The organism is Streptosporangium pseudovulgare, from assembly GCF_014648055.1.
Taxonomy (GTDB): domain Bacteria; phylum Actinomycetota; class Actinomycetes; order Streptosporangiales; family Streptosporangiaceae; genus Streptosporangium; species Streptosporangium pseudovulgare.
This window is the reverse complement of sequence record NZ_BMQJ01000002.1, coordinates 668,696-685,442: the sequence shown is the minus strand read 5'-3', so window position 1 is coordinate 685,442 and position 16,747 is coordinate 668,696. Positions and strand designations below refer to the sequence as shown.

At 75.2% G+C, this 16,747-nt stretch carries 15 protein-coding genes; 8 read left to right on the top strand and 7 right to left on the bottom strand.

What is annotated here, in order from left to right; genetic code table 11:
• Nucleotides 1–65: 65 nt before the first annotated feature.
• Together IEZ10_RS06760 and sigJ are read right to left on the bottom strand one after the other, a co-directional pair.
• Entirely contained in the window at nucleotides 66–530 is a 465-nt protein-coding gene (locus IEZ10_RS06760; RefSeq protein WP_189245564.1) for a carboxymuconolactone decarboxylase family protein, read from the bottom strand.
• The gene (gene sigJ, locus IEZ10_RS06755; RefSeq protein ID WP_229811011.1) at nucleotides 527–1,393 is read right to left on the bottom strand and encodes an RNA polymerase sigma factor SigJ; all 867 of its coding nucleotides are present in this window, start codon (nucleotides 1,391–1,393) and stop codon (nucleotides 527–529) included. Before sigJ ends, IEZ10_RS06760 begins: the two co-directional genes overlap by 4 nt.
• A 161-nt stretch (nucleotides 1,394–1,554) precedes the next feature.
• On the opposite strand from sigJ, the gene IEZ10_RS06750 reads away from it, so the two are divergent.
• A complete protein-coding gene (locus tag IEZ10_RS06750; RefSeq protein WP_189245562.1) occupies nucleotides 1,555–1,749 on the top strand; it encodes a hypothetical protein in 195 nt (64 codons plus the stop codon).
• Between the two features lie 145 nt (nucleotides 1,750–1,894).
• Complete coding sequence (locus tag IEZ10_RS06745; protein ID WP_189245561.1) at nucleotides 1,895–2,155, top strand: metallothionein; 261 nt, start codon at nucleotides 1,895–1,897, stop codon at nucleotides 2,153–2,155.
• A 12-nt stretch (nucleotides 2,156–2,167) separates the two neighbouring features.
• Here the strand turns inward: IEZ10_RS06745 and IEZ10_RS06740 are convergent, their stop codons facing one another.
• Together IEZ10_RS06740 and IEZ10_RS06735 are read right to left on the bottom strand one after the other, a co-directional pair.
• Nucleotides 2,168–2,872 (bottom strand): flavin reductase family protein, encoded by a 705-nt coding sequence (locus IEZ10_RS06740; RefSeq protein ID WP_229811010.1) that lies wholly within the window; start codon nucleotides 2,870–2,872, stop codon nucleotides 2,168–2,170.
• An 80-nt stretch (nucleotides 2,873–2,952) separates the two neighbouring features.
• Entirely contained in the window at nucleotides 2,953–3,624 is a 672-nt protein-coding gene (locus IEZ10_RS06735; protein WP_229811009.1) for an NADPH-dependent F420 reductase, read from the bottom strand.
• A 163-nt stretch (nucleotides 3,625–3,787) separates the two neighbouring features.
• On the opposite strand from IEZ10_RS06735, the gene IEZ10_RS06730 reads away from it, so the two are divergent.
• Nucleotides 3,788–4,174 carry a winged helix-turn-helix transcriptional regulator gene (locus IEZ10_RS06730; RefSeq protein ID WP_189245731.1) on the top strand — a complete coding sequence of 129 codons (387 nt, stop codon included), beginning with the start codon at nucleotides 3,788–3,790 and terminating at the stop codon, nucleotides 4,172–4,174.
• Here the strand turns inward: IEZ10_RS06730 and IEZ10_RS06725 are convergent.
• The 3 genes from IEZ10_RS06725 to IEZ10_RS06715 form a co-directional block, all read right to left on the bottom strand.
• On the bottom strand, nucleotides 4,171–4,593 hold the full coding sequence (locus IEZ10_RS06725; protein ID WP_189245560.1) for a RidA family protein: 423 nt from the start codon (nucleotides 4,591–4,593) through the stop codon (nucleotides 4,171–4,173). The genes IEZ10_RS06730 and IEZ10_RS06725 overlap by 4 nt on opposite strands.
• A gap of 294 nt (nucleotides 4,594–4,887) precedes the next feature.
• Nucleotides 4,888–5,790, bottom strand: a complete 903-nt coding sequence (locus IEZ10_RS06720) for a DoxX family protein (protein WP_189245559.1) — start codon at nucleotides 5,788–5,790, stop codon at nucleotides 4,888–4,890.
• Between the two features lie 167 nt (nucleotides 5,791–5,957).
• On the bottom strand, nucleotides 5,958–7,493 hold the full coding sequence (locus IEZ10_RS06715) for an MFS transporter (protein WP_229811008.1): 1,536 nt from the start codon (nucleotides 7,491–7,493) through the stop codon (nucleotides 5,958–5,960).
• 307 nt (nucleotides 7,494–7,800) lie between these two features.
• Between IEZ10_RS06715 and IEZ10_RS06710 the strand changes: the two genes are divergently transcribed.
• The 5 genes from IEZ10_RS06710 to IEZ10_RS06690 all read left to right on the top strand — a co-directional run bounded on the left by IEZ10_RS06710 (nucleotide 7,801) and on the right by IEZ10_RS06690 (nucleotide 16,737).
• A complete protein-coding gene (locus IEZ10_RS06710; protein WP_189245557.1) occupies nucleotides 7,801–9,717 on the top strand; it encodes a tetratricopeptide repeat protein in 1,917 nt (638 codons plus the stop codon).
• A 311-nt stretch (nucleotides 9,718–10,028) separates the two neighbouring features.
• Nucleotides 10,029–12,392 (top strand): AAA family ATPase, encoded by a 2,364-nt coding sequence (locus IEZ10_RS06705; RefSeq protein WP_189245556.1) that lies wholly within the window; start codon nucleotides 10,029–10,031, stop codon nucleotides 12,390–12,392.
• A gap of 213 nt (nucleotides 12,393–12,605) precedes the next feature.
• On the top strand, nucleotides 12,606–13,598 hold the full coding sequence (locus tag IEZ10_RS06700) for an ABC transporter permease (RefSeq protein WP_189245555.1): 993 nt from the start codon (nucleotides 12,606–12,608) through the stop codon (nucleotides 13,596–13,598).
• Nucleotides 13,595–14,506: an ABC transporter permease gene (locus IEZ10_RS06695; protein ID WP_189245554.1), complete on the top strand. Its 912-nt coding sequence runs from the start codon at nucleotides 13,595–13,597 to the stop codon at nucleotides 14,504–14,506. The genes IEZ10_RS06700 and IEZ10_RS06695 overlap by 4 nt, the downstream gene beginning before the upstream one ends.
• Nucleotides 14,503–16,737 carry a dipeptide ABC transporter ATP-binding protein gene (locus IEZ10_RS06690; protein WP_189245553.1) on the top strand — a complete coding sequence of 745 codons (2,235 nt, stop codon included), beginning with the start codon at nucleotides 14,503–14,505 and terminating at the stop codon, nucleotides 16,735–16,737. The genes IEZ10_RS06695 and IEZ10_RS06690 overlap by 4 nt, the downstream gene beginning before the upstream one ends.
• The last annotated feature ends 10 nt before the right edge of the window (nucleotides 16,738–16,747 follow it).

The following is a 16,747-nucleotide window of genomic DNA, read 5'->3' as shown; positions in this document are numbered from 1 at the left end:
GCGTAAAAGGCCGGCTCGCACGGAAAGCCCGTGCGAGCCAACCTAGCCCGGTGATCCCCTCCGGATCAACCGTTTTGGTTGCGGAGAGAGCCCGCGATCTTACGTGTGGTGACGCAGATGCGGTTCCAGGCGTTGATCGTCGCGATCGCCACCACGAGCGAGGCCAGGAGCGGCGGCTCGAAGTGCCGGGCCGCCTCCTCCCACACGTGGTCCGGCACCGCCTCCGCCCGGTCGCTGAGCCGGGTGGCCTCCTCGGTCAGGGCCAGGGCCGCCCGCTCGGCGTCGGTGTAGTACGGCGCCTCCCGCCAGGCGGCCACCGAGAACAGCCGCTCGTCGCTCTCGCCGGCCTTCTTGGCCTCGTGGCTGTGCATGTCCACGCAGAAGCCGCAGCCGTTGATCTGGCTGGCCCGCAGCTTCACCAGCTCCAGCGTGGTCTTCGGCAGGCCGCTGCGGTGGAGGTACTTCTCCAGGCCCAGCATGGCCTCGTAACCCTCGGGGGCCAGCTCGGCGACGTTCATCCGTTCCTTCATGGAATGCTCCTCAGCTTCTCCGGATTCATCACGATGTAGATCTCGGTGATCCGGCCGCGGGCCGTGTTCAGCGCGTAGACGGCGTGCGTCGCGTCCCGCCGGGACCGCAGCAGCCCCGGCCAGCCGTTGACCATGACCGGTGCGAACCCGCGGGAGGGCCCGTACCGCCTGGTGACCCCGAGCAGGAAACGGGCCACCCGGTCGGCGCCGCGGACGGGCCGCCTGGCCGCGGTGACCAGGCCGCCCCCGTCGCTGCGCAGTACCACGCCGGGGTCGAGCAGCTCCATCAGCGCGCCGATGTCGTCTCCGGCGCCGGCCCGGGCGAACGCCTCGACCACCCTGCGGTGCTCGGCGGCGTCCACCTCGAACCGGGGCGCCCGCGCCGCGACGTGCCGGCGGGCCCGGGTGGCGAGCTGGCGGCAGGCGGCCGGTGAGCGGCCCACGGCCCGGCCCACCTCGTCGAACGGCAGCCCGAACACGTCGTGCAGCACGAACGCGGTGCGCTCGGCCGGGCTGAGCGACTCCAGCACGACGAGCATCGCCATGCTCATCGACTCGTCCAGCGTCACCCGGTCGGCAGGGTCGCCCCCGTCCACCACCGGCTCGGGCAGCCACGGCCCGACGTACTCCTCCCGGCGCGCCCGCGCCGAGCGCAGCACGTCCAGCGCGAGCCGGGAGACCGTGACCACCAGCCAGCCCGTGACGTCCCGGATCTCCGCGCGGCCGGCGCGGCCCAGCCGGAACCAGGCGTCCTGCACCACGTCCTCGGCCTCGTCGAGGCTGCCGAGCAGACCGTAGGCCACGCCCACCAGGCGGGGCCGGATGGCGGCGAACTCGGCGGCGAGATCTTCATCGGTCTTCACACATGGAGGACGGGACATCCTCCGAGTGTGTGACATCCGCCGGACGGCGCCACCGTCGGAGCTCCCGGAGGGCCGGGAGGCCCGGGGAAGATGGTGATTGCGCCCTCTTGCGCGGCGCGTGTTGACTTACCATGACGGAGACGTGAAAGGGCGGGGGTGAAGTGAACGTCATCGAGCCCACTCCCGTCCACGCCGCGGCCTGCGAGACGGTCTCCGAGCACTGGTGCGGACGGGGCGCGTGTCCCGTGGCCTGCAGTGACCCGGGCTGCTCCGTCTGCCATCCCGAGCCCGCCGACCCGGTCATCGTCTTCCGCATGCGGCCCGCGGCCGCCCCCGGGATGCCGGCCTCCGCCTGACCCCGGCCTCCGCCCGATCCCGGTCCCGCCCGACCCCTGGTGCGGGACGGTCCCCCGGGGACCGGTCAATGTTCGACCGGCTTCGTCTGAGGCCGCTCCCGGACGGGTAGACCCACGGCGAGGATGCCGGTTTTCGGGGGGAGACATGGCTCGGTGTGAGGTCTGCGGCAACGACTACGACATGTGCTTCGAGGTGCACGCCCAGGGGGCCGTGCACGTCTTCGACAGCTTCGAGTGCGCGATCAGCAGCATGGCTCCGGTCTGCGAGCACTGCGGTGTGCGGATCGTCGGGCACGGGGTGGAGGCCGACGGGCGCTGGTACTGCTGCGCGAACTGCGCCCGGCAGGAGGGCGCGGAGGCGATCGTGGACCGGGTCGGGGTCCCGGCCCAGCAGCGCGGCCGGTAGACCGCCGACCGGCTACGGCGCCGGGCGCGGACGGGAGGTCTCCCCGGCGTCCGGAGCCGGTTCCCCCGGGCGCGGGCGCGGCGTCTCGGAGCGGAAGCTGCGGCCCAGCTCGGGCCCGAGGCCGTGGTAGTGCCGGAAGTTGTAGATCAACGGGCTCCAGGCGGCGGGATCGACGTGCTGGGTCCCGGGGACCACGATGCGCGGGGCGGCGTGCACCCGGAGCACCTCGGTCTCGATGATGAGGAACCGCCCGGCGGTGTCCGGCCGTACCGTCGCCGCCCGGGCCTCCAGCTGGAGCGGGCAGCCGGCCACGCGCGGCGGGCGGACCAGCTCGGAGGGTTCGGGGCGCAGCCCCGCCGCACCGAACTTGTCCGGCTCGAACCGGAACGCGCCTCGCTTCTGGGCGGGGACCGGGTCGCGCCCGGTCAGCGGCGCCAGCCGCTCCACGGCCCGCCACTGCTCCGGTGAGGGAAGGCTGATCACGACGTCGGGGCGGGCGGCGAGGTTGTGCGCGCCCTGCCCCTCGGCGCCCAGGCCCAGCACCACGGTCGAGCCCAGTGCCCACGCCGAGGACATCGGCGTGAGGTTGAACGTCCCGTCCTCGTTCTCGGTGGAGAGCAGGACCACGGGGGTGCCGAAGTACAGGATGTTCGGAGTGATCACCATGTGGGAGTCGTGCGGGTGGGTGAGCGGTTCGTCATGGGTCGCGCTGTTCATGGTCCGACCGTAGAGACGGAACGTTTCGGTGCGCTCCGAACGGTCCCGCCCCGCCCCGCCCCGTCCCGCATCGGCCCCGATCAGCGGGCGGTCGCGGCGGGGTCGCCGAACGCGTACCGCGCCGGCGGCAGGACCGCCCGGGCGTCCGCGCCGCGGAACCACAGGCCGACCATGAACGCCATCGTCGCCTCCAGCAGCCCGGCGCGGTCCAGCCCGCCGCCCTCGACGGCCGCGCAGCCCAGGTCCTCGACCAGGGAACGCACCGTCGCGAGCGCCCCGGAGTCGTCCCCGCACAGCGGGACGGCCAGCCGGTCGCCGTCGAAGACGGGCGGCGTCATCCGCCAGACGTCCTCGTGGCACAGGTTGAACGCCTTGACGACACGGGCGCCGACGGCGATCTCCGCGACGCGTCGCGCCATCGAGGGACCGCCTTCCGTGGCGAGGACGAACCTCCCGGGAACCACGGAGTTGGTGCAGTCGATCAGCACGCGCCCGCGCAGCGCCCCGTCCGCTGCGCCGGCCGCCGCGAGGACGCCGGGCACCGCCTCCGCGCGTACGGCCAGCAGCACCGCCTCCCCGAACCCGGCCGCCTCGGCCCAGGTGCCCGCGCGGGCGGCCGGTCCGAGACGCTCCGCCAGGGCCGCGGCCTTCGCCGCGTCCCGGCCGCTCACCATGAGCTCGTGACCCGCGCGGGCCCAGTGCGTGCCGAGGGCGTCGGCCATGTTGCCCGCCCCCAGGATGCCGATGCGCATTCGTCCTCCCTTGTCTTCATGACCGGGGCCCGGAGACCGGGCGTGACCCGGTCCGCGTGCCGTCCGGTCCGGCTCCGCGCCGCGGGCCGGTGGGAACGAACATAGGGAAGCCGTAGGGCACCGTTCGGTGTGCGACGGCGGCGCCATAATCGGGGACGTGGACATGTTCCTCGCCGACTGCCGCGCACGACTCGCCTTCGACCTGATCGGCAACACCTGGAACGCCGTCGTGCTGTGGGCGCTGCGCTCCGGTCCGCGCAGGCCGGGGGAGCTGCGCGAGGGGATCGGCGGGATCAGCCCGAAGGTGCTCACCGAGACGCTCCGCAGGCTGGAGTACAACGGCCTCGTCGGACGGCGGGCCTACCCGGAGGCGCCCCCGCGGGTCGAGTACGGCCTGACCGACCTGGGGCGCAGCCTGGTGCCGCTGATCGGGGCGTTCGGGGAGTGGGCGTTCGAGCACGGCGACGACGTCCTCGCCGCACAGGACCGGGCCGAGGCCCCCGCCCGCGAGTGTCCCCGCGACCCCCGTCCCGCCGCGGGTCTCCGCTAGCCGCGTCCGGCGGCGCGCGGGACGGCGGCCACGGCCTCCACCTCGACGGCCAGCTCGGGGGCGGCCAGGGCCGCGACCACCGCCAGCGACTGGGCGGGCCAGTCGCCGTCCGGGAACCACCTGCCGAACGCCTCACCCATCGCCGCCCGGCAGCCCGGCAGGTGCTCGGTCCCCGCGACCATCGTGAACACCTTCACCAGGTGCGCCGGTGTCGCGCCGATCGATTCGAGCAGCAGCTCGATGTTGGCGTAGACCTGCCGCGCCTGGGACTCCGCGTCCGGGCCCGCGAGGGTGCCGTCGGGCAGCACGCCGAGCTGCCCGGAGATCATCACCAGCTCGTGGCCCTCGGGCACCGTGGCCAGGTGGCTGTAGCGGCCGGCCGGGGCGGCCACGACGTCGGGGTTCCAGCGGCGGATCATCGGCTCTCCTCGCGTCCTGACACGGCGGGCACCGCCGTGCGACGGACCTCCGGGTACGGCGAGCGCCGCCCGAGGTCTCCGCGCGGCGCCATCCGTCGCATCCTCCCATGCCGTCCGGATCATCCCATCCGGATCATCCCGTCCGAGTCCCCGTCCGAGTCCGAGTCCCGGTCCGAGTGCCTGTGCGGAACGACTCGTCCGGAACGCTTCGTCCGCCGCGTCCTTCCACGCCGCCCGGGTGTCCCGCACGGCGTCGATCGCCGCACCCTTCCTGCGGTCACGGCGGAAGGCCGCTCAGTCTCTCCGGGGCTCGTCCCGCCGGGCCACCAGGACGTCGTGGCTCCCGGCCGGGCCCGCGGTCCCGCCGTCCGGGACATCACGCGGATCCGCGGTGTCGCCCAGGGCGCTCCCCGGCCCGGGGGCGTCCCCGTCAGCGGCCTCTCCCGCCTCCCCTGTGTCCCGCGCGTCGCCGTACGGGTGCGCCCGCGTCCGGGCGGGGAACTCCGCGGTGTCCCCGCCGGGCGCCGCCCGGCCGGCGTCTCCCGCCCCCGCGGAACCCGCGGAACCCGCGGAACCCGACGAGCCGGCCGGACCCGTGGAAACCGCAGGCCCCGTGGAACCCATGGGGCCCGCGATCCCGGTGGCACCGGCGGTCCCGGTGGCACCGGTGGTCCCGGTGGCACCGGTGGTCCCGGCGGTCCCGGTGTCCCGGGCGGACTCCGGCTCGCGCAGCGCCGCGATGACGTCGTCGGCCTCCGCCTCGGCGGCGAAGTCCTGGGCGGCCTCGGCCTCCCGCCGCCTCATCACCAGCAGGTGGTCGACCGACAGGCGGCCCGCGCCGACGACCGCGAGGAGGACGGAGGCGGCGCCGAGCGCGACCACCAGGCTGACGTCCCCGCCGGTCAGCGGCAGGCCGTGCTCGCCGGTGGTCACGGCGAACACCGCGACGGCCTCGGCGAACAACACCAGCCCGCAGGCCGGCACCGCCAGCCCGGCCACCAGGAGCACCCCGCCGACGAGCTCGATCAGCATCGTCGCGGCGGCCCAGATCCCGGGCGCGGGCGCTCCCAGGGACGTGAACTGGTCATTGGTGGCGGTCAGGCCCGCCTCCAGCTTGTGCCAGCCGTTCGCGAAGAAGATCCCGCCCACTCCCAGCCTGGCGGCCAGGGCGGCGAGATCGCGGAGGGTTCGTCGCACGGTTCCTCATTCTGGGGAGATTCCGCGTTCCTGCCCATAGCTGACCGCGAGCGGGTTTCTCAAACGCCCGGCGCGCGACCGGGAGAACGCCTCTCCGGCCGGTTCGTCCTCCTCCGGGACCCGGCCCGAACACCTTGATCGATCCAGCCGTCCGGCCCCGGGCCGGTTCAGCCCGCGTCGTCCCGCCGGTCGCGCGGCACCAGCAGCGCCACGGCCGCGGCGGTGCCGGCCAGCAGGAGCAGGCTCACCAGGACCGTGGTGTGCAGGCCGGAGACGAAGGCGACGCGGGCGGCGTTCAGCAGCGCCGTACCGGCGTCGCCGCCGACCTCCCGCGCCACGTGCGCGGCGGCGGCGAGCGACTGGCGGGCCTCGTCCATCAGGGCGGGCGAGACGCCCGGGACCTGGGCCAGCGAGGGCGCGTAGACGAGGGTGGTGACCGTGCCGAGGATCGCCACGCCCAGGCCGGCGCCCAGTTCGTAGGCCGTCTCCTCGATCGCCGCGGCCCCGCCGGCACGCTCCTCGGGGGCGGACGACATGATCGTGTCGGAGGCGGCCAGCAGGGTGACCTGGATGCCGAAGCCGATCCCGACGAAGCAGAACGCGAGGACCAGCGGGTGGCCCTCGGTGCCCCAGGTGAGCGGGGGCATCAGCGACAGGGTGGTCAGCGCGAGCCCGCCGCTCATCGTGGCGCGCAGCCCGAACCAGCGCAGCAGCCGCGCGCCGGCCAGCCCGCCGGAGATGGCGGCGACCATCAGCGGCAGCATGCGGACCGCGGCTCCGAGCGGGCTGTCGCCGAGCACGAGCTGGAGGTACTGGGCGAGCATCAGCTCCAGGCCCACCAGGGCGAAGACGGTCAGCAGCACCGCGGCCACGCCGACGGAGAAGGCCCGCCGCCGGAACAGTTCGAGGTCGAGCAGGGGGAAGGCCAGCCTCCGCTGCCGGCGCACGAACCAGACCAGCAGCCCGGCCCCGCAGACGAACGCCGCGATCCCGGCCGGGTGGCCGGAGCCCGCCTCCTTCAGCCCGAAGGCCAGCGCGAGGATGCCCAGCACCGACAGCAGCGCGCTGGGCGCGTCCCACGGCTTCGGGGCGCGCGGGCGGCACTCGGGCAGCAGCCTGGCGGCGGCGGGCAGCAGCACCAGCAGGATCGGCACGTTGATCAGGAAGACGGCGCCCCACCAGAAGTGCTCGACGAGCAGGCCGCCGATGACCGGTCCCACCGCGGCCCCGGCCGCCGCGACCGCGCTCCACACGCCCAGCGCGAGCGCGCGCTCCCTGCGGTCGGTGAAGACCTGCCGGATGATCGACAGCGTGGCAGGCATGATCATGGCGCCGCCGACGCCCAGGAGCACCCGCGCGGAGATGAGGGCGAGCGGGGTCGGCGCGAAGGCGGCCGCGGCCGAGGCGACGCCGAAGACCAGGTAACCGGCGAGCACCAGGCGCTTGCGCCCGTGACGGTCGCCGAGCGTGCCGAAGGTCAGCAGCAGCGGCGCGACCACCAGCGAGTAGGCGTCGATGATCCACAGCAGCTCCACCGAGCTCGGTTCCAGCGCGGCGGTCAGCGCCGGGACCGCGATGTGCAGGACTGTGGCGTCCACCGCGATCAGCAGCAGACTGAAACAGAGGAGGGCGAGGACCGACCAGCGGCTCGTCTCGCCCCGCCGATCCCCCTCGCGCCGCGAGGGCGCCACCGCGACCCTCATGGCGCTCATCGGCGGCGGGGGGTCTTGCCGGCCTGGACGAACATGCGACGCAGCTTAGGCGAAGTCGGGCACTGATTGAGGCGGCATCGGGGTATCGGTTCATGACGGCATGCCCACGGCGGCGGCGCCGGCCGGTGTGGGGCGGGCCGGCGCGTGCGACCTCTCTAGAGAGATACAGGCATGTGGCCGCCGTCTAGGCAAACGCCGTCTCCGCGCAGATCATGGCCATCGTGGCCGATGAGCGCGGGACCCGCGGCGAGCCCGGCGAGACACGTGACGCCCCCCGGACTCCCGGGGGCCGCGGCCGGTGAGAACGAGATCCGCGGAGAACGGAACCCCCCTGTCGACGAACCCCGGCGACCCGCGCGAGTGGTGCGCCCTGGCCGCGCGCCGGCTGGCCGAGGACCGGCCCGAGGCCGCGCTGGAGGCCGCCCGCCGGGCGGTGGACCACGACCCGGGCGCCGAGCACGCGACCGGGTGGGGTTACCGCCTGGCCAGCCTCGCGTTCGAACGGCTCGGCCGCTCCGCCGAGGCCGTCGCGGCGGCGGAGGAGGCCGTACGGCTGGCCCCGGGGTCCTGGGCGGCGCGGCTGCGCCTGGGCGCGGCCCTGCGGCACGTGCCCGGTCGCTGGCGGGAGTCGCGGGCGCAGGCGGCGCGGGCCGTGCGCTACGCGCCGCAGGAGCCCGACCCCCACGTGCTCACCGGCGACCTCGCGCTGTTGCGCGGCGAGCACCGCGCCGCCGAGGGCGCCTACCGGGAGGCGCTGCGCCGGCTGGACGGGCACGCCGGGGCGAGGGTCGGCCTGGGCCTCGCGCTGCTGCGCTGGGAGAGCCCCCGGGACCACCACGACCCGGCGTGGCCGGTGGATCCACGCGAGACCGGGCGGGCGAGACGGGCCCTGGAGTCGTGGACGAGGCAGATCCGCCTGCTGCTGGCCGCGGCGCTCGTCGCGGCGGCCGTCACGGCCTTCGGGACCGGCCTGACCACCTGGGCGGAGATCGGCGGCGGAGCCGTGCTCGCGGCCGTCGTGGCGATCACCCTCCGGCAGGCCCGCCGCGTCAGGCTCTGGCCCTACGTCCCCGGCATGCTCGCCCGGGACGTGTGGCTCGCGGCGTCCGTGTCGGTGACCCCGGTCGCGCTCGCCGCCTACGTCGCGGCGGTCGCCACCCTGCCGCGGGCCGTCTCCCGGTCCGCGGCGGGGGACCTCGACGGCACGTGGGCCGTCCTGGCCGGGACGGTCCTGCTCAACGGCGTCGCCGTGTTCGTGCTGCGCGTCCTGGCCGAGGCGTGGCGGGGACGGCCGGTCGCCGCCCTGACCCAGTTCGCCGCCGCCGGCGGGGACCGTACGGCCCGGCGTGCCGCCGACGTGACCCTGTGGCTGGTGGCGGGCCGCGCGTGGTCGGCGCTCGCCGCCGTCGCGGTGGCCGCCCGGATCACCGGGGAGCCGGGGTGGGCGGCGGTCGCGCCGGCGGTCCTGCTCGCGCCGGCCTGGGCGTACGGCGGGACCCGGCGACCGCGAAGCCCGGGAGGCCCAGGGAGCCCGGGAAGCCCGCACGGTCCGTACGGGCCGCGCGTTTCGCGCGGCCCGCGCCTTTCCGGCCGGGTGCACGGCGGCGACCGGTGGCTGGTGGCGGCGGCGGTCACGCTGGCCGCCGCGTCCGCGGCGCTCGGCGGGTCGGCGCTCCTGGCCGTGTACGGGCGTGGCCGGGCGGACGACCTGGCCTGGTGGTGCGGCGCGGGGGCGCTGGCGGCGTTCGCGGCGGTGTTCGCCGCCCGGTCGGCACGGGCGTGGTGGCAGGGGTCGCCGGGCCCCTGGCGGGCGTCCCTGATCATGCACGACGGTCGCGGTGACCGCCTGCCGGGCGACGCCGGGCCCCCGGTCGGCCTCAGCGGCGACGTGCGCCGGACCTTCACCCACGCCCGGGAGGTGGTGCTCTCCTGCGCCGCCTCCGGCGGGCCGCGCGCGCTCGCGGTCGGCGCGGTCGGCGCGGTCGGGCCGGGCGGCGAGCTGCGCCTGATCGCCGCCGACGACGCCTGGGAGGCGGCCGAGCGGGATCCCCGGGTGGCGGTGTTCGCCGCCGACCCCGCGGAACGCGGGTTCTGGGTCGAGGTGCGCGGCATCGCGGTGGGCGACCCCGAGGCCGGCGTGCTGCGCGTCACCCCCGAGCACGTCACGGTCGGCGAATTCCCCGGACGCCACCAGGGTCGCGCCCGCGCCGGCTGAACACCGGGTCCCGGGCGCCGGAGCCGCGCCGTACGGGCCTCAGTACGGGCTCAGTACGGGCTCAGTACGGGCTCGGTGCGGGCTCGGTGCGGGAACGCCGGGCGCGTCCGCGCGGGCTTGCCGGGCGGTGACATTCCCCTGCCGGTTTGCCGTGTCGCGTGGCGGGCAGGAGGCCGCCGCCCGGATTGTGGGGTTCATCCGGTCCCATCGCTTCGCCCGATCGTGACCGAGCGGCGGCGTGGCGCGACGCTCAGGCGCGCGCGAACGCCTGTCCGGTGCGGTATAACCGGGTGGCAAACCGGGGAGGCGTGATGCGGGAACCCGACATGGCCCGGCCGGCGGGGCGCGCGGCGGCACGTGACGCGTTCGAGCAGGTGCGGATGCGATACTTCCGCCTCCGCCCTCCGCTGCGGCGGCTGATCCACGTCGCGGTCCTGGTCGCCGCGGCCGGGCTGGCGCTCGGCATGGGATGGTCTCTCTTCACCGCGCTGCCCGTCACGATCGCCCTGCTCGGCTTCGTGTCGCTGGCCCTGCGCTACCCCCGCGCCGCCGCCACCGTGGCGGTCGTGGCCGCCTGGATGCTGACGCTGCCGATCTTCCAGGCCGTCTTCGGCGCCTCCGCCGCCCCGATCGCGATGATGCTGCTGGCCCTGCCCGTGGCCGGCCTGGCGCACGTCGTCCGCTGGGTCCCTCCGTGGCTGACCACGCTCATGGCCCTGGCCGCGGCCGGGGTGGTGGCCGTCGCCGCGGGGACGGTCGTGCCGGGCGCCGCCGTATGGGCCGCCTACGGCGCGGCCGCCGCGGTGCTGGTGTACCGCTTCGTCCAGGCGCGCCGAACCAAGGCCGCGCTGGACACCGCCGAGGGGCGCGCGCGGCCGGGACGGGCCGAGCGGGCCGAGCGGCTCCGCGGCCGGGAGGGGGGCCCGCCGGCCGCCGCGTCCGCCGGCCGTACCGCTCCGCCGCCGATCTCGGTGGAGGAGGCGCTCGGCGAGCTGGACGCCATGATCGGTCTAGCCCCGGTGAAGGAGCAGGTGCGCTCCATCGCCGCCTCGATCGAGGCGGCCCGGCTGCGCAGGGAGGCCGGATACACGACCGAGCCGCCGATGCGCCACTTCGTGTTCGCCGGTCCGCCGGGCACCGGCAAGACCAGCGTCGCCCGGACCGTCGCGAAGATCTTCTACGCCTTCGGCCTGCTGGAGACCCCGTACGTGGTGGAGGCCCAGCGGGCCGACCTGGTGGGGGAGTTCCTCGGAGCCACCGCGATCAAGACGAACGAGCTGGTCGACCGGGCGCTCGGCGGGGTGCTGTTCATCGACGAGGCCTACGGCCTCATCAACTCCGGTGACGGCCAGCCCGACCGGTTCGGAGCCGAGGCCGTGCAGACGCTTCTCAAGCGGGCCGAGGACGACCGCGACCGGCTGATCATCATCCTGGCCGGATACGAGAAGGAGATGGCCGCCTTCCTGTCCTCCAACCCCGGGCTGTCCAGCCGGTTCGCGAGCCGGATCCACTTCCCCGGCTACGCGCCCGAGGAGCTGCTGAGCATCACCGGGCTGCTGCAGCGGGGACGCGGCGACCGGATGGCCGCGGACGCCGTGCCCGCGCTGCTCGCCCGGTTCGAGGACGTCCACCGGCGCGGGCTGGTCGACGAGCTGGGCAACGCCCGGTTCGCCCGCAGCCTCGTCGAGGCCGCCGCCCAGGCCCGCGACGTGCGCGTGGTGGGCGCGGGGGGCGCGCCGACCACCGAGGACCTGGTCACCGTCACCTCCGCCGACGTCACCAAGGCGTTCGACGAGCTGACCGCCCGCTATCACGGCTACCAGGCGGCCCCAAGCCTGGAGGAGGCGCTCGCCGACCTGGACCGGATGGCCGGCCTGGAGCCGGTCAAGCAGCAGGTGCACGCGATCACCGCGCAGCTCAGGGTGGCGAGGATGCGGCAGGAACGCGGCCTGCCGACCCCGCCGCAGATGCGGCACTTCGTCTTCACCGGCCCGCCCGGCACCGGCAAGACCACGGTGGCCCGTATCCTCGGCCGCATCTTCGCCGCGCTGGGCCTGCTCGCCCAGCCCGACGTGGTGGAGGCCCAGCGGGCCGACCTGGTGGGGCAGCACCTCGGCGCCACCGCGATCAAGACGAACGAGCTGGTCGACCGGGCGCTCGGCGGGGTGCTGTTCATCGACGAGGCCTACAGCCTGGTCAACGCGGGCTACGCCGGGGGCGACGCCTTCGGCGCCGAGGCCGTGCAGACGCTGCTCAAGCGGGCCGAGGACGACCGCGACCGGCTGGTGGTCATCCTGGCCGGATACGAGGGCGAGATGGACCGCTTCCTGGCGACCAACCCCGGCCTGGCGAGCCGGTTCAACCAGCGGGTGCGGTTCCCCTCCTACGCGCCGGGCGAGCTCGCCGAGATCGCCGAGCTGCTCGCCCGCCGGGCCGGCGACCGCTTCGACGAGGCCGCCCGACGGGACCTGGCGGAGGTCTTCACCTGGGTCTGCGACAACGACCTGATCGACGGCCTGGGCAACGGCCGGTTCGCCCGCTCGCTGTTCGAGCGCGCCGCGATGTGCCGTGACGTCCGGCTGGCCGCCCTCGACGGCACCGCCAGCGCCGAGGAGCTGACCACCATCACCGGCGCGGACCTGCGGGCCGCCGTCGACGAGCTCGCCGGCCGCTGACCCGCGCGCCGCCTCCCGGGGTCCCGCCCCGGAGGTCGGGCCGGACCCCGGCAGGCCGCCGGGACCCCGCCTTCCGGGCCCCGGCCCGGGGCTTCGCCGTACCCGGATGGGCGCTTGACCGAGACCGCACCCCAGATTGGGCACGCAGCGTGTTCGCGTTGCTGCATTATGTAGCAGGATGGCTGCCGACGGCGCGGACCGCGGAGGGGGACGATGGCGGGATTCCTTTTCCGCAGGCTGCTCAACTATCTGGCGCTGATCGCCGTCGCCACGAGCCTGGCGTACGCGCTGGCGGCCACCGCGCTGAACCCGCGGGCCAACTACGAGGGCCGCAACCCGCCGATCCCGCCCGCGGTCGTCGACGCCCGCCTGGCCGAGCTGAACCTCGACGACCGCACGCCGCTGCCCGAGCGCTACCTGAGGTGGGCGAGCGGGGTCGTGCGTGGCGACTTCGGCCGGACGGTCACCGGCGGGTCGGTCAACCAGGACCTCGGGCGGCGGATCGGCGTCACCCTGCGGCTGATCACCGCCGGGCTGCTCCTCGGCAGCGTCACCGGCGTGCTCGTCGGGGCCTACGCGGCCGTCCGGCAGTACGGCCCGTTCGACCGGCTGTCGACCGGCGTGTCGTTCGCGGTGCTGGCCGTCCCCACGGTCGTGCTCGCCAACATCCTGATCATCGCCGCGGTCTGGTTCAACTACCTGGTGGGCGCCCACGTCCTCCTGGTCAGCGGCGAGGCGACGCCCGGCATGCCGGGCGGCTTCGCCGCGCAGGCGGCCGACCGCCTGCGGCACCTGGTCCTGCCCACGCTGTCACTGTCGCTGGGCCTGGCCGCGGTCTACAGCCGCTACCAGCGCAACATGATGCTCGACGTGCTGGGGGCCGACTTCGTGCGCACGGCCATGGCCAAGGGGCTGCGCCGCCGTACCGCGCTGGTCAGGCACGCGCTGCGCACCGCGCTGATCCCGGCGGTCACCTACTTCGCCTTCACCTTCGGCGCGCTGCTGGTCGGCACGACCTTCACCGAGAAGATCTTCGGCTGGCACGGCATGGGGGAGCAGCTCGTCAACTCCATCTCCGCCAACGACGTCAACACCGTCGCGGCGATCAGCTGCTTCGCCGCCCTCGCGGTGCTGGCCGCCGCCCTGGCCTCCGATCTGATGCACGCCGTCCTCGACCCGCGGGTCCGGATGGGGGCGGACCGATGAGCGTCACCGACGAGGAGCTCGCCGAGCAGCACGAGGCCGGGGACCGGCTCGGGGCGCCGTCGCGGCTGCGGGTGGTCGCGGGCCGCTTCTTCGGCTCGTTCCAGGGGCGGGCCGGGTTCGCGCTGCTGGCGCTGATGTTCCTGCTGGCCTTCGCCGGCCCGTTCCTCGGCCGGTGGAGCTACACCGACCGGGACTTCACCGCCTTCCTCGCGCCGCCTTCGGCCGACCACTGGTGGGGCACGCTGCAGACCGGCGCCGACGTGTACGCCGTCACGCTGCGCGGCATGCGGCGGTCGCTGGTCGTCGGCCTGCTCGCCGCGGTCGTCGGCACCACGCTGGCGGCCGTGGTGGGCGCGTTCGCCGGATACTTCGCCGGATGGACCGACCGGGCGCTGACCTGGGTCACCGACCTGCTGCTGGTGCTCCCGGCCTTCCTGATCCTGGCGGTCATGTCGCCGCTCTTCGCGAGCGGCCAGTGGCCGCTGTTCGTGCTGGTGCTGGCGCTGTTCCTGTGGATGGTCACCTCCAAGATCGTGCGGGGCGTGACGATCTCGCTCCGGGAGCGGGAGTTCGTGTACGCGGCCCGGTTCATGGGGGTGCGGCCCACCACGGTCATCTTCCGGCACATCCTGCCGAACATGTCCTCGCTGCTGGTCGTGGACGCCACGCTCAACGTCAGCGCCGCGATCCTCACCGAGACCTCCCTGTCCTACTTCGGCTTCGGCATCCAGCCGCCCGACGTCTCGCTGGGCAGCCTCATCGCCGACGGCACCAGGACGGCCCTGTACGCCCCGTGGACGTTCTGGTTCTGCGCCGGACTGCTGGTCGTGACGGTGCTCGCGGTCAACATGGTCGGCGACTCCCTGCGGGACGCCTTCGACCCCGCCTCCGGGAGAGGACGCCGATGAAGGGGTACGGCGGGCTGCGGGCGGAGTCGGCGGGCCGGCCCGGGACGGGCCGGGCGGACCGGGACGACCCGGCGGAGCCGCCCGGCCCGGTGCTGGAGGTGACCGACCTCCACGTGACCTTCGGCGCGGGGGCCGGGGCGGTGCGCGCCGTACGGGGGGTGAGCTACGCCGTCCGGCCGGGAGAGGTGCTCGGCGTCGTCGGCGAGTCGGGGTCCGGCAAGTCGGTCACCTCGCTGGCCGTGATGGGCCTGCTGCCGCCGCACGCCCGCGTCACCGGCTCGGTGCGGCTGCACGGCCGGGAGATCCTCGGGGCGGACGAGAAGACCCTCTCGGCGGTCCGGGGCGGGACGATCTCGATGGTCTTCCAGGACCCGCTCTCCGCGCTCACCCCGGTCTACCGGGTGGGCGACCAGATCGCCGAGGCGGTCAGGATCCACCGGCGGGTGAGCCGGCGGGACGCCGCCCGGCGGGCCGTCGAGCTGCTCGACCTGGTCGGCATCCCCGACGCCGCGCGGCGCGCCCGGGCCTTCCCGCACGAGTTCTCCGGCGGCATGCGCCAGCGCGTCATGATCGCGATGGCGATCGCCAACGACCCCGACGTGATCCTCTGCGACGAGCCCACCACCGCCCTCGACGTCACCGTCCAGGCCCAGGTGCTGGAGGTGCTGCGGCGGGCGCGGCGCGAGACCGGCGCGGCGATCGTGCTGATCACCCACGACCTGGGGGTGGTGGCCGGGTCCGCCGACCGGGTGATGGTCATGTACGCCGGGCGGCCTGTCGAGGCCGGGACGGTGGACGACGTCTACCTGCGGCCGCGCATGCCGTACACCGCGGGCCTGCTCGCCGCGGTCCCGCGCCTGGACGCCGCGGAGCGGCCCGTGCCGATCGAGGGGACGCCGCCGTCGCCCGCGGCGCTGCCCCCCGGCTGCCCGTTCGAGCCGCGCTGCCCCCTGGCCGTCCCCGCCTGCGCCGCCGCCGAGCCCGCCCTGGAGCCGGTCGGCTCACCCGGCCACCTGGCCGCGTGCATCCGCGCGGAGGAGATCGAGGCCGCGGGCGGGGCGCCGCTCGCGGCCCGTCCCCCGGGAGCCCTCCCGGCGGAGGCCGGAGCGGAGGCCGCGGCGGGCGTCCTCCCGGCGGGGGCGGGCGTCCCGGCGCGGACCGGCGGGGCGTTCGGAGGGAGGGCCCCGGAGGAGCCCGGCGGGCGCGCGGCACCGCCGCCGCGGCGGGACCGCGAGGTGGTCCTCGCGGTGGACGACCTGGTCAGGTACTACCCCCTGACGAAGGGGACGCTCCTGCGGCGGCGGATCGGCACGGTCCGGGCGGTGGACGGCGTCTCCTTCGACGTCCGGGAACGCGAGACGCTCGCGCTCGTCGGGGAGTCGGGCTGCGGCAAGACGACGACGCTGATGGAGATCCTGAGGCTGGCCGGGCCGCAGCACGGCACGGTCACCGTGCTGGGCCGTGACACCGCGGCGCTGGGCGCCCGCGACCGGATGGCGATCCGGCGCGACCTGCAGGTCGTCTTCCAGGACCCGATGGCCTCGCTCGACCCCAGGATGACGGTCTACGACATCGTCGCCGAACCGCTGCGCACCCACGGGATCCGGCGGCCGGGACCGCGGGTCCGCGAGCTGCTGCGCCTGGTCGGCCTGGAACCCGGTCACGCCGCGCGCCACCCGCAGGACTTCTCCGGGGGGCAGCGCCAGCGCGTCGGCATCGCCCGCGCGCTCGCGCTGGAACCCCGCCTGGTCGTGCTGGACGAGCCGGTCTCCGCGCTCGACGTGTCGATCCGGGCGGGCGTGCTCGACCTCCTCACGGACCTGAAGGCGCGGCTGGGCCTGTCCTACCTGTTCGTCGCGCACGACCTGGCCGTGGTCCGGCACCTCGCCGACCGGGTCGCGGTCATGTACCTCGGGGTGATCGCCGAGATCGGGCGGGTCGAGCGGGTCTACGCCGCGCCGCTGCACCCCTACACGCGCGCCCTGCTGTCGGCCGTTCCGGTGCCCGACCCCGGCGTGGAGCGCTCGCGCGGGCACGTCCTGCTGGAGGGCGACCTGCCCAGCCCGGCCGACCCGCCCTCCGGCTGCCGGTTCCGCACCCGCTGCCCGCTGTTCCGGATGCTCGGCGGGTCCGAGCGGGCGCGGTGCGTGGATGAGCGGCCCCCGCTCCGGATGCTCGGCGACGACCACGCCGCCTCGTGCCACTTCGCGGAGAGATCCGGCGCCGTATGAGGATGAAGGA

What these genes read in the sequence shown, in the direction of transcription:
- IEZ10_RS06760 (WP_189245564.1), bottom strand. Translation starts at nt 530, where the DNA reads ATGAAGGAACGGATGAACGTCGCCGAGCTGGCCCCCGAGGGTTACGAG.
- IEZ10_RS06745 (WP_189245561.1), top strand. Translation starts at nt 1,895, where the DNA reads ATGGCTCGGTGTGAGGTCTGCGGCAACGACTACGACATGTGCTTCGAG.
- IEZ10_RS06740 (WP_229811010.1), bottom strand. Translation starts at nt 2,872, where the DNA reads ATGAACAGCGCGACCCATGACGAACCGCTCACCCACCCGCACGACTCC.
- IEZ10_RS06735 (WP_229811009.1), bottom strand. Translation starts at nt 3,624, where the DNA reads ATGCGCATCGGCATCCTGGGGGCGGGCAACATGGCCGACGCCCTCGGC.
- IEZ10_RS06730 (WP_189245731.1), top strand. Translation starts at nt 3,788, where the DNA reads ATGTTCCTCGCCGACTGCCGCGCACGACTCGCCTTCGACCTGATCGGC.
- IEZ10_RS06725 (WP_189245560.1), bottom strand. Translation starts at nt 4,593, where the DNA reads ATGATCCGCCGCTGGAACCCCGACGTCGTGGCCGCCCCGGCCGGCCGC.
- IEZ10_RS06715 (WP_229811008.1), bottom strand. Translation starts at nt 7,493, where the DNA reads ATGAGGGTCGCGGTGGCGCCCTCGCGGCGCGAGGGGGATCGGCGGGGC.
- IEZ10_RS06705 (WP_189245556.1), top strand. Translation starts at nt 10,029, where the DNA reads ATGCGGGAACCCGACATGGCCCGGCCGGCGGGGCGCGCGGCGGCACGT.
- IEZ10_RS06700 (WP_189245555.1), top strand. Translation starts at nt 12,606, where the DNA reads ATGGCGGGATTCCTTTTCCGCAGGCTGCTCAACTATCTGGCGCTGATC.
- IEZ10_RS06695 (WP_189245554.1), top strand. Translation starts at nt 13,595, where the DNA reads ATGAGCGTCACCGACGAGGAGCTCGCCGAGCAGCACGAGGCCGGGGAC.
- IEZ10_RS06690 (WP_189245553.1), top strand. Translation starts at nt 14,503, where the DNA reads ATGAAGGGGTACGGCGGGCTGCGGGCGGAGTCGGCGGGCCGGCCCGGG.